This is a genomic window from Coprococcus sp. ART55/1 (assembly GCF_000210595.1).
GTDB classification, from domain to species: domain Bacteria; phylum Bacillota; class Clostridia; order Lachnospirales; family Lachnospiraceae; genus Coprococcus; species Coprococcus aceti.
Genome location: NC_021018.1, coordinates 1,250,263 through 1,261,771, shown reverse-complemented (window position 1 = coordinate 1,261,771; position 11,509 = coordinate 1,250,263). Strand labels below are relative to the sequence as shown.

Here is an 11,509-nt window from a genome sequence, read left to right as displayed (position 1 = left end):
TGAACAAGGGTATCACAGACCAACATGCAGTCATAGCCACAGGTGGAAGCGCTGTGTACTGTACTGAGGCCATGAAGAAATACATGGCGGAGGATACAGTTATATATATCAATCTTCCATATGAGGAGATAGCGAACAGACTTGGCAATATCAAGAGAAGAGGCGTGGTGCTGAAGGATGGACAGACTCTGAAAGATTTGTATAATGAGAGGACAAAGCTTTATGAGAAGTACTGTCATATCAATATCAAAGCGGAAGGTCTTGGAATTGAGGAATTGCTGGACAGCGTTGCGGGCATGATAATTGTCAGAAGAGATCTGTAATACGTCATATGCCACATGATAGGGATAGAAAAGCTGCTTATATAGCTGAGGTAAAAATGTAGCATATATACAATGGAGGGAATGTATGGAGATATTAAAAATGTTAGGTCAGATACTGCTTCTTGTGCTTGGATTTGTGTTTATGATAAAGGGAGCGGATGTATTTGTAGATGGTGCGTCTAAAATAGCTGTCAAATGCAACATACCAGAGATGGTAGTTGGCTTAACAATAGTTGCCATGGGAACTAGTGCTCCAGAAGCAGCTGTCAGCATAAAGGCGGCACTTTCGCCTGCGGGAGCCGGGATCACTGTTGGAAATGTGCTTGGAAGCAACATTATTAACATACTTGTCATCCTTGGAGTGACAGCACTCATAGCAGCACTTCCTATAAAGAAAAATACACTTAGGATAGATATACCATTTGTTATCGTGGCATCGATCATGATACTCTGCATGGGATATTTTGATGGTGTGCTCAGCAGACTTGAGGGTGTGATATTCTATGTAGTGTTTATTGGATTTTTGGTATATCTGATCATCAGCGCGAAGAATGGCAACAGCGAGAGTGATTCTATAGAACTCACGGAGAAGGATAAGACTCCGAGACTTATACTGTTTATAATCATAGGATTAGCACTGGTCGTGGTCGGAAGCAATTTCACTGTAAATGCGGCATCATATATAGCTGGAAAGCTCGGAATGACAGAGAGACTCATAGGTCTTACAATAGTGGCATTTGGCACATCTCTTCCTGAGCTTGTGACATCATGCACAGCGGCAAAAAAGGGGCAGACAGACATTGCCATAGGCAACATAGTTGGAAGCAATATATTCAATATACTTTTCGTTGCCGGAACTACAATGCTCATAACTCCAGTGCAGTTTGAGCAGAACTTCCTGTTGGATGGCATCATGGCAATAGTGGCTGCTGTTCTCCTCTGGGTGTGCAGCGTCAGAAAGAAGAAGCTCACCAGGCCGGGCGGAATAGTGATGCTGGCTGTGTATGCGGTATATTTTGCTTATATTATGTACAAGAATTATATGTAGCAGATATCAAATGAATGGGGTATAGTCATTTATGTGATGATTATGAACCGGAAGAGTTGGTGTGTATAACAAGTCACGATGACAAGGATTATTACAGTATGGATGATTTTTATGATTTAGATGAACTTGATTAGATCTCAATAAAAAAATACAGCGTGTAGCGATTGCCGCACGCTGTATTTTTTGTGGATATTTCTTGACTATGGTATGGGTATAACTTATAATCAGACATAGCAATTTAAACCGCAAAACTTTAAAGTTGACACGCTTTGACGTGATAAAGCAAACCGCGGATAAAAAATGTATTGGGAGGATACTATGGTACTCAAAGTTATTATGCTTGTTGTTTTCTTTGCGATCATGCTTGGAGTTGGATTTTACTCGAGAAAACACACAAAGGATGTGAATGGATTTGTTCTTGGGGGCAGAAGCGTTGGCCCGTGGCTCACAGCATTTGCCTATGGAACATCTTACTTCTCAGCGGTTATATTCATTGGATATGCCGGACAGTTTGGATGGAAGTACGGAATTGCTTCCACATGGATAGGAATTGGGAATGCGCTGCTTGGCTCACTGGTGGCATGGGTAGTTCTCGGAAGAAGAACAAGACTGCTCACACAGGAGCTTGACACGAGAACTATGCCGGAGTTCTTCGAGAAGAGATACTCCAGCAAGTCATTGAAGCTTTTCTCGTCGATCATCATCTTCATCTTCCTCATTCCATATACAGCGTCACTGTACAACGGACTTTCAAGACTGTTCGGAATGGCGTTCAATGTTGACTATAAGATATGCGTAATCGTCATGGCTGCCCTTACAGGTATATATGTAATCGTTGGTGGATACATGGCGACTGCTATCAACGATTTCATCCAGGGACTCATCATGCTGGTGGGAATCGTGGCAGTCATATATGCGGTACTCAACAACTATGGTGGACTCACAGGCGCGCTAGACAGCCTAGCAAGGATAAATGATCCTGCAGTGTCAGATACACCGGGTGTATTTGCATCATTCCTGGGACCTGACGTGTTCAATCTGTTTTGTGTCGTCGTGCTGACATCCCTTGGAACATGGGGACTTCCACAGATGGTACAGAAGTTCTACGCCATAAAGGATGAGAGATCCATCAAGACAGGTACGGTTGTGTCGACACTGTTTGCAATCGTAGTTGCCGGCGGATGCTATTTCCTCGGCGGTTTTGGAAGACTGACAGGAACCGATGTTGCTACAGAGGGATTCGATGCTATCATTCCACATCTGCTTGAGAAGCTTCCTGCAGCCCTTATGGGACTTGTGGTCATACTTGTGCTCTCAGCATCTATGTCCACACTCTCATCTCTGGTTCTTACATCAAGCTCAACGCTTACAATAGACTTTATAAAGCCAGTCATTGCGCCTAAGATGGATGAGAAGAAGCAGATACTTATCATGAGGATCATGCTTGTCATGTTCGTTGCCGTATCGGCTGTCATAGCCATCGTGCAGTACTCAAGCCGTATCACATTCATAGCACAGCTCATGGGCGTTTCATGGGGCGCTATAGCAGGTGCGTTCCTCGCTCCGTTCCTGTATGGCTTATACTGGAAGAAGACAACTGTTGCAGCTTGCTGGACATGCTTTGTATGGGGAACAGGAATCATGACACTGAACTTCATAAGCAACACATGGGGATTGTTCAAGTTCCCTGCAATGATGCAGTCACCTATCAACTGCGGTGCGGTTGCCATGGTTGGAGGACTTATCATCGTTCCTATTGTGAGTCTGTTCACAAAGAAGCCTGACCAGAAGAAGGTTGAGGAAGCATTCTCATGCTATGAGGAGACAGTTACTGTAGCTCACAGGAAGGCACTTGACTAACATAGATATTACACGGTCTTTACACAAAACTTTGTTGAAAGGCCGTGTTTTTTATGTTAATATTATCAGGCGGTAATGTGCATTTGAGGCATGCTGTAATCTATGTGGCAGGAGGCGCAGGGAATGATCACACTGTACAGAACGGATGACAGAATTTTGAGTGAAATACAGGAATATGGTCCTGGTGCCTGGATAGTCATGACTAAGCCAACAATAGATGAGAGTAAGAGCATAGCCGAGAGGTTTGAGATAGATCTGGCGGATGTCAGAGCCGCACTGGATGACGAGGAGAGCTCACGTGTTCAGGTGGAGGACAACTACACACTGATAATCGTGGATATTCCTTCTATAGAGATAAGAAATGAACGAGAGGCATATACAACAATCCCTCTTGGTATCATACTGGTTGCAGACTGCATCATCACCATATGCGCCGAGGAGACTCCTGTGCTTGAGGCCTTTATGGAGGGCAAGGTGAGAGAGTTCAGCACCAAGAAGAGGATGAGGTTCATGTACCAGATACTCTACAGGAACTGTACCACATACCAGTATTATCTGAGAGTCATGGACAGAAGAAGAACCCTTATTGAGCAGCGTATCCAGGAGGAGACCGAGGATGCGGATCTCATAGATCTTCACGAGCTGGAGTCCAACCTCGTATACTTCGCCACATCATTGAGAGCGAATGGAGTAGTTCTTGACAAGCTGACAAGATACGGCAGGATCAAGCAGTACCCGGAGGATAAGGAACTGCTGGACGATGTTCTGGTGGAGAACAAGCAGGCTATCGAGATGACACAGATATACAGGGATATCATAAGTGGTACGAGAGAGCTCATGACGACCATCATCAACAATAGACTGAACAACGCCATGAAGTTTCTGGCGGCCATAACCATCGTCATGGCTGTGCCTACAGTTATATCCGGTGTGTATGGAATGAATGTGGGCACGAAGTGGATGCCATTTGCGAATGTACCATATGGATTTGAGATAGTGTGCGGTATCATACTTGTGATAAGCATAGTTATCGCTATTATATTGAAGAAAAAGAAGATGCTCAAACAGTAGGGCAGATAGAAAAAAGGATCACCGGCGGTTTTGTTGCTGCCGGTGGTCCTTTTTTGTGCCTTTGTTATTTGTTATTGATAGGTATTCCGTTTACCTCGACCTGATCGGATATCTGGATGACGATGCATTTCCTTCCGTCGATCTCCATGGTCTCTACCAGATCAGTTCTCTCAGGATTCACCTTGATGACCACATCAGGAGTCTTTACCTCAAATGTTTTTGTGTTTGCAACATTTGTCGCGTACATGACAGTTGACTTCTCACGCGGTACAACTATGGCCGGTTCATCCTCCGGGTTCTCAGATGGCTGCTCAGGCGGTGCTGCCGCAGCGGTTACCTTCTCGTAGTGGGCGTCAAAATCTGCCATCTTCTCGTCTGATACTCCGCTCTCTGTCAGCAGGTTCTTTATAGTGTTTTTTGAGAGAGTAAGCGGTTCCGGACTGTCCTTTCTCTGTTCTATCATCTCGTTCAGATTGTCGTGGATGGTTCTTACCATATCGTAATTACAGTCATCTCCCAGAGTCTCAGCCACGATCTCCTGAAATACATCCTTCTGTTCTCCCGCAGTTATAGGAAGAGAAGTGCCAAGGATGTTACTTATGAAGCTGTCGTGAAGCTCCTCCGGTTTTTTGGTGTAGTACAGAACGTTGTGGATATCCGTGCTCCTGTCGATAAATGCCGGGAACAGGAAGCCTATGTCCGGCATGTCGACCACCCAGTCGCGGACTCTGTTGTGGAATGTGCTTTCAACGTCGAAGTAGCTGAGTCCCGCCTTGGACAGGTTGACGTGGCAAATGGAGCACATGATATAGTCATACACCTCGTCTGATGCATCGTCCATCATGATGCCGTCGGTTGTCTTGCCCGGAACATCATATGTATCGTGGATGAGCAGTATGAGGTAGTTGCCGGTGTAATCGTAGTTCTCGATGACCTTGTCATAGAACTCATTTATCAGCTCATCGTTCTCAAGCTTGCTCTTTCTGAGTTTATTCAGGAATTCCTGTGTGCCGCCTTCAAACTCCTGTGAGGTAGGAAATGGCATGGTGACAAGATTCTTGCCAATGCTTCCTGATAAAGTCTTTTTCAGTATTTCAAAATATTTGTATGTTTCTTCTTCCGGCATGGTGAGAAACTGTTCGTTGATGGTCGCCACCTTGTTGCAGTCTCCGTCCACGTAGCATCCGCGGATCTTGCTTATGGAGCATTCCTTTGGAGCAAACAGGTGTCTTATCTCAAGTACGTCTTTTTTTGTCATAAATAAAACTCCGTTTCTATATAGTGATATATTTTGCGTTATAACATCTGCAATGACAGACCGCCTCCTAAGTATACCACAAATAATGACAAGTCTTAAAGATATCTTAAACTTTATAATGGTTGTTTCTTAATGGCAGTATGGCGATAATTGAGAACAGGAGGTGATTGTGGTAAGCTAAGGATAAATACGAAAAAGGTGAGGATATGAAAAATGTACAATATATTAATATGTGACGATGAAAAAGATATAGTATCAGCTATAGAGATATATCTTAAGACAGCTGGGTATTCGGTGTATAAAGCTTACAATGGTATGGAGGCAGTTGATATGGTAAATTCTAATGACATACAGCTTGTACTCATGGACGTCATGATGCCTCAGATGGACGGTATAACAGCCATGGCAAAGATAAGAGAGAGCAGCAATGTGCCGGTTATCATGCTTACGGCAAAGAGTGAGGATACCGACAAGGTGCTGGGACTTGAGGTCGGCGCAGATGACTATGTGACAAAACCATTTAATCCGGTGGAACTTCTGGCAAGGGTAAAGTCCCAGCTCAGGCGTTACATGCAGCTGGGAGGCGGAGAGACACCAAAGGATAAGCTGGTTATCGGAGGTATAGAACTTGACGACAAATCCAAACAGGTCACACTTGACGGTGAACTTATGCCCCTCACCCCGACGGAGTATGACATCCTGAAACTTCTTATGCAGAATGTGGGAAAGGTATTTTCCACAAAGGAGATATATAAGGCGGTGTGGAAGGAGGATCCTATGGGAGCGGAAGGATCCGTTGCAGTCCACATAAGACATCTAAGAGAAAAGATAGAGATAAATCCTTCGGATCCGAGATACATAAAGGTTATCTGGGGGCGAGGATACAGAATGGAGGGCAAATAGTGGATAAGGCAATATATAAGATACGAGGAAATGTGTTCTTCAAACTTGGAATATATATTCTTGTGGCGGTGTTGGCATATGGAACGCTGTATACAGGCGGTCTAGTGCTGCAGGGAAGCTACCTTGGAGTGTACAGTGATGGTGATCAGGGCGCGGCGCCATATGAGAGGCTTGTAAATGATTATGTGGAGGACACAAATGATGCGCTTACCGAAAAGGTGAAGGCTTACATCCAGGATACAAGGTCGCAGCTGGAAAGCATTACAACATACAGTCAGCTCGTGAGTGCTGATCATAACGGAGATATGGTTATAACCGCGGATGATGTTTTTCGGAGATTGACCAACGCGGACACAACATCTGCGATCAAGTCGTCATACCGGTATGCGGATATAGTTGAACGAGATGATATCGGCTATATGCTGACGGCAGCCTGCAGTGATGATACAAATGTCAGCATCAATAATGGAAAGATAAAAGTAATGACCGGAAATATAAAGCTGATAAATGATGAAGCCCGGCTGGACGACAATATATATACAAATGATTATGATAGCACGATAGAAGTTCCGGTTAAAAGATATATTGTGTTTGACAAACAGAGCGATATGGAAAAGGGCGAGCAGTATATCAATGCTCTGATGGGGAATGATGATCCATATTATGACGAATACACTTATAATGAAGAATATGAAGAAAGTGATACTGTGGAGGATGATACAGATTCTGCATTGACAGCGGATGGCAAGTCTATCACCACACAGGATATCATGTATGGCGATCATTACCCGAGTTCAGTTGAAAAACTGTATTTTGACGACGCAGACGAGATTGGCAGTTCATCTGGGAATGGCTGTTGTCTTGTGCTAAGCTATGATGCATATTCATTTATAAATATCACGGGAAAGTGCTATGTGGACGTGGCGGCTGCTGTAGACAACATCAAAGCGTCAAATCCGGAAATGGTTCAATACATTGGAATATGGAGGACGAAGAGCAAGGGGATACTGGCAGGATTTGCAGTCATGTTGCTGCTGTGCATCGTCATGTCAATATTTTCAATGGTCAACGCCGGTGTAAAGACAGGGAAGGAGACGATCACACTCGGCAGATTTGAGAGAACTCCGACTGAGCTTGTGCTGGCTATGGCAGTATGCTCTGCTGCTGCAGCAGTAGGGATCTGCGTTGAAAGCGGTATTGCATCCATATGTGTGAACCAGTATAGGAACTACACATTTGTATCAGAAAATATACAGTACATTGCGTTTCTGGTGCCGGTGGCATGTCTATATTCTGTGGCGTTGTTTTTCTTTAACAATATGGTTGCGAAGGTGAAGGCGGGAACATTTTGGGCAGACTGCCTGATAATCCGCGCACTGAAGTGGATAGCAGGAAAGACGAAAGCTTGTTTCAGGTATGTGAAAAGTCATATGTCCCTGACGCAGAAGGGCGTATGGGCTTATATAGGTATAACTATAGTAGAGATAATTTTTGTGGCAATCCTGGCAGCAGGCAGCATGAGAGGCCTTCTTTGGGTGGTGATTTATATCATTTTAAAATGGCTGTGCATAGTCGGAATAGTGGCATATCTCATACAGACACAAGAGTTATACAAGTGCGCAAAGGAGATGGCGGAGGGCAATCTGGACAGGAAAGCGGACACAAGCAAGATGTTCTGGGTATTCCGCGCACATGGTGAACACCTCAACCAGATAAGAGACGGCATGTCAAAGGCTGTTGAGGCCAGAATGAAGAGCGAGCATTTGAAGACAGAACTCATAACAAATGTATCCCACGATATAAAGACCCCGCTTACATCCATAATCAACTATGTTGATTTGCTGCAGAAGGGCGATATGGATGAGAAGACAAGACAGGAATATATAGAAGTTCTCTCAAGACAGTCTGCGAGACTGAAAAAACTCATAGAGGATCTGGTCGAGGCGTCCAAAGCATCGACGGGAAATATCCAGATAAACTGGGCGGAGATAGATGCCAATATGCTTCTGGAACAGGCAATAGGAGAGTATGGAGACAAACTGGACAAGGCAGGGCTTAAGGTCGTATTTACGGGATCGGATACACCTGCGGTGGTTATGGCAGATGGACAGCATCTGTGGAGAGTATTCGACAATCTCCTTGCAAATATAAGCAAATATGCGATGCCGGGAACGAGAGTCTACGCATCGGTTATCCGCGGAGATGGCGAGGTAAGGATGGAGTTTAAGAATATATCCAGAGATCCGCTCAATGTGTCCAGTGATGAGCTCATGGAGAGATTTGTCCGTGGAGACAGCTCCAGAAATACGGAGGGAAGCGGACTGGGATTATCTATAGCGAACAGTCTGTGTACTCTGATGAATGCCAGATTTACTATAAGCATAGACGGAGATCTGTTCAAAGCGGCCATAATATTTACAGATAATGGTACTTTATAAAATTAAATTAACATGATTTATTGAAAAATGTTATTGACAACTAATTTGAGTTAGGGCATACTAACCTTGATGATAATATTATCAACAATCAGAAGGAGGCGTGTATGATGACTAACGAAAGATTAGAGACGGACAAGAAGAGTATAGATGATACAGGTATCCAGCGTACAGAGATGCAGAAAGAGATCGTTATCAGCAGACTCAGGGAAAGGGGATGCAGGATAACCAGACAGAGAATGATACTCCTTGACATAATACTCGGGGAAGAGTGTTCTTCCTGCAAGGAGATTTATTATAAGGCGGTCAAGCAGGACAGTCGTATAGGCTCGGCTACAGTGTACAGAATGGTGAATACACTGGAGGATATAGGAGCCATCAACCGTAAAAACATGTATAAGGTTGCCTGTGGTGCCAACTGTGGTATAGAGGATGCCTGTGTCATTGAGCTTGATGATTCATCCAGCATTGAGCTTTCGGCCAAAGAGTGGAACAGGATAATCCGTGCAGGACTTATGGCTGGCGGATATATTGAGAATCAGATGGTGACAGGTGTCAATGTAAAGCCTTGTGGCTGTGGCTCATGTTGTTAATAACGAAGGAGATGATCTACAATGGGTGGAACAATATTGGTAGTGTGCATACTGGTGCTTATAGTAGTGGGTGCAGTTATCAGTTCTGCAAAGCACTTTAAAGGAGAAGGAGGCTGCTGTGGCGGCGGTGGTTCCGTCAAGGTCAAGGGTGACAAGATAAAGGATGTTGTCGCCGTGAAGACTATTTACATAGAGGGAATGCACTGCAGCAACTGTTCAGATCGTGTACAGAATGCATTGAACAGTCTGAGCCAGGTGAACGCAAAAGTCGACCTCAAGAAGAAGCAGGCTGTCGTTAAGCTCGGAAGAGAAGTATCTGATGATGAGCTTAAGAGCTGTGTAGAGAGGTGTGGATACTCAGTAACCGGTATAGGATAAAGTCTTGAATAAAAATTGTAAAAATTTCAAAAAATTGTTGGCAATTCGAATAAGATGTGGTATTATCCATATTGTTGTTGAAAACACAACAGATAAGCGCGAGTGGCTCAGCGGTGGAGCATCTCCTTGCCAAGGAGAGGGTCGCGGGTTCGATTCCCGTCTCGCGCTCTGGATAATTTCCATGTTGCTAAAATTTTAAAAAAGTTGTTGACAGTTTGCTGGCGGTGTGATATTATCCATATTGTTGTTGGTAGCACAACAGATAAGCGCGAGTGGCTCAGCGGTGGAGCATCTCCTTGCCAAGGAGAGGGTCGCGGGTTCGATTCCCGTCTCGCGCTCTTTTATATTAATTCACACTCAGGATTCAATCCTGATTTTTTTTTGCCCTCAGAAGCGATTGGTAATAAAATTTAAACATTTTTACTATTGAATAAATGACATGTAGTGATATAATCAATCACAATCGTTGAATATCAGAAAAAGTATAATTTTTACGAGGTAATGATTAAATTATGAAAGAGAGACTTAAGAATTTTCATCATTCAGCAGTTTTTATCTGTCTGGTTCTTGCAATTGTTCTGGACGTTGTTCTGGAAGCTCTTGGAAGACATTCGCTGTTTAAGGCGATATCGTATGTGTGGAATCAGCCGCTCATATTCCTGTATAACTGTTCGATCATTTTCTTTACGCTGACACTTTCGCTGCTCATGAGAAAGAGAATATTCGGATACTGCGTTATATCGTTTGCATGGCTGATACTTGGAATCACGAACTGCATAGTTCTGGGATTCAGAATAACGCCATTTTCAGCTATCGATATGCTTATGGCGAGGAATACGATAACTATCATAGACAAATATTTTAATGTATGGCAGATCGTGCTCATAGCTGCGCTTCTGTTCGTTGCGCTGGCAGCCATCATAGTTCTGTTCATAAAATCGCCGACGGTTACGGGCAATATATATAGAACGAGAACGACTGTGTTTATAGTTGCGACATTCTTCTGTGTAATGCTCTTCACCAAGATCGCGCTCAATGCACAGACTATATCAGATAATTTTGCAAACCTTGCAACGGCATACAACAATTATGGATTTGTATACTGTTTCTCAAACAGTGTGGTCGATGTAGGTATAGGACAGCCGAGTGATTACAGCGAGGATAAGATGCTTGAGATAAAGGACGATTTGGACAGTGTTGGCACAACGGATTCAAAGCTTGGCAAGGACAAGCCAAACGTTATATTTGTACAGCTTGAGTCATTCATGGATCCGTCATATGTAAAATGCCTCACGTTCAATGAGAATCCTATTCCGAATTTCACAAAGCTGAAGGAGGAATGTACATCAGGATTCCTGACGATGCCGGCGATTGGTGCAGGTACAGCCAACTCGGAATTTGAGGTGCTCACGGGATTTAACGTGGCATATTTCGGTGCAGGTGAGTATCCATATAAGACCATACTTGGCAAGCAGACCATAGAGAGCATGGCGACACAGCTGAAGCTTGATGGTTATTCAACACATGCCATGCACAATCATGATGGTACATTCTATGACAGATACAAGGTGTATAAAAACATGGGATTTGATACATTTACCCCGATGGAGTATATGTACAATCTGGAGCATACTCAGAAG

10 protein-coding genes and 2 tRNA genes are annotated in these 11,509 nt (G+C 43.9%); 11 read left to right on the top strand and 1 reads right to left on the bottom strand.

What is annotated here, in order from left to right:
- From CCU_RS05980 to CCU_RS05965, 4 genes are all read left to right on the top strand, one after another.
- Positions 1 to 323: shikimate kinase (locus CCU_RS05980; protein WP_305803638.1), on the top strand; the 323-nt coding region annotated here is incomplete at its 5' end.
- An 85-nt stretch (positions 324 to 408) separates the two neighbouring features.
- Positions 409 to 1,371: a calcium/sodium antiporter gene (locus CCU_RS05975; RefSeq protein WP_015533950.1), complete on the top strand. Its 963-nt coding sequence runs from the start codon at positions 409 to 411 to the stop codon at positions 1,369 to 1,371.
- A 318-nt stretch (positions 1,372 to 1,689) separates the two neighbouring features.
- Positions 1,690 to 3,231, top strand: a complete 1,542-nt coding sequence (locus CCU_RS05970) for a sodium:solute symporter family protein (protein ID WP_015533948.1) — start codon at positions 1,690 to 1,692, stop codon at positions 3,229 to 3,231.
- Positions 3,232 to 3,354: 123 nt separating this feature from the next.
- Positions 3,355 to 4,302 carry a magnesium transporter CorA family protein gene (locus CCU_RS05965; RefSeq protein ID WP_015533947.1) on the top strand — a complete coding sequence of 316 codons (948 nt, stop codon included), beginning with the start codon at positions 3,355 to 3,357 and terminating at the stop codon, positions 4,300 to 4,302.
- A gap of 64 nt (positions 4,303 to 4,366) precedes the next feature.
- On the opposite strand, the gene CCU_RS05960 is transcribed toward CCU_RS05965, so the two are convergent.
- Positions 4,367 to 5,560, bottom strand: a complete 1,194-nt coding sequence (locus CCU_RS05960; RefSeq protein ID WP_015533946.1) for a DUF4317 domain-containing protein — start codon at positions 5,558 to 5,560, stop codon at positions 4,367 to 4,369.
- 213 nt (positions 5,561 to 5,773) lie between these two features.
- Here CCU_RS05960 and CCU_RS05955 point away from each other — a divergent pair, with 213 nt between their 5' ends.
- From CCU_RS05955 to CCU_RS05925, 7 genes are all read left to right on the top strand, one after another.
- A complete protein-coding gene (locus CCU_RS05955) occupies positions 5,774 to 6,463 on the top strand; it encodes a response regulator transcription factor (RefSeq protein WP_015533945.1) in 690 nt (229 codons plus the stop codon).
- On the top strand, positions 6,463 to 8,901 hold the full coding sequence (locus CCU_RS05950; protein WP_208896033.1) for a sensor histidine kinase: 2,439 nt from the start codon (positions 6,463 to 6,465) through the stop codon (positions 8,899 to 8,901). Before CCU_RS05955 ends, CCU_RS05950 begins: the two co-directional genes overlap by 1 nt.
- A 107-nt stretch (positions 8,902 to 9,008) precedes the next feature.
- Positions 9,009 to 9,491, top strand: a complete 483-nt coding sequence (locus CCU_RS05945; RefSeq protein WP_015533944.1) for a transcriptional repressor — start codon at positions 9,009 to 9,011, stop codon at positions 9,489 to 9,491.
- Between the two features lie 21 nt (positions 9,492 to 9,512).
- Positions 9,513 to 9,869: a heavy-metal-associated domain-containing protein gene (locus CCU_RS05940; protein ID WP_015533943.1), complete on the top strand. Its 357-nt coding sequence runs from the start codon at positions 9,513 to 9,515 to the stop codon at positions 9,867 to 9,869.
- Between the two features lie 96 nt (positions 9,870 to 9,965).
- Positions 9,966 to 10,037 (top strand) — tRNA-Gly (locus CCU_RS05935).
- 98 nt (positions 10,038 to 10,135) lie between these two features.
- Positions 10,136 to 10,207 (top strand) — tRNA-Gly (locus tag CCU_RS05930).
- Positions 10,208 to 10,381: 174 nt separating this feature from the next.
- On the top strand, positions 10,382 to 11,509 hold a 1,128-nt coding region (locus CCU_RS05925), incomplete at its 3' end, for an LTA synthase family protein (protein WP_208896032.1).

Excerpts from the sequence above, each read along its gene's own strand:
- CCU_RS05975 (WP_015533950.1), top strand. The coding sequence starts at position 409 with ATGGAGATATTAAAAATGTTAGGTCAGATACTGCTTCTTGTGCTTGGA.
- CCU_RS05970 (WP_015533948.1), top strand. The coding sequence starts at position 1,690 with ATGGTACTCAAAGTTATTATGCTTGTTGTTTTCTTTGCGATCATGCTT.
- CCU_RS05965 (WP_015533947.1), top strand. The coding sequence starts at position 3,355 with ATGATCACACTGTACAGAACGGATGACAGAATTTTGAGTGAAATACAG.
- CCU_RS05960 (WP_015533946.1), bottom strand. The coding sequence starts at position 5,560 with ATGACAAAAAAAGACGTACTTGAGATAAGACACCTGTTTGCTCCAAAG.
- CCU_RS05955 (WP_015533945.1), top strand. The coding sequence starts at position 5,774 with ATGTACAATATATTAATATGTGACGATGAAAAAGATATAGTATCAGCT.
- CCU_RS05945 (WP_015533944.1), top strand. The coding sequence starts at position 9,009 with ATGACTAACGAAAGATTAGAGACGGACAAGAAGAGTATAGATGATACA.
- CCU_RS05940 (WP_015533943.1), top strand. The coding sequence starts at position 9,513 with ATGGGTGGAACAATATTGGTAGTGTGCATACTGGTGCTTATAGTAGTG.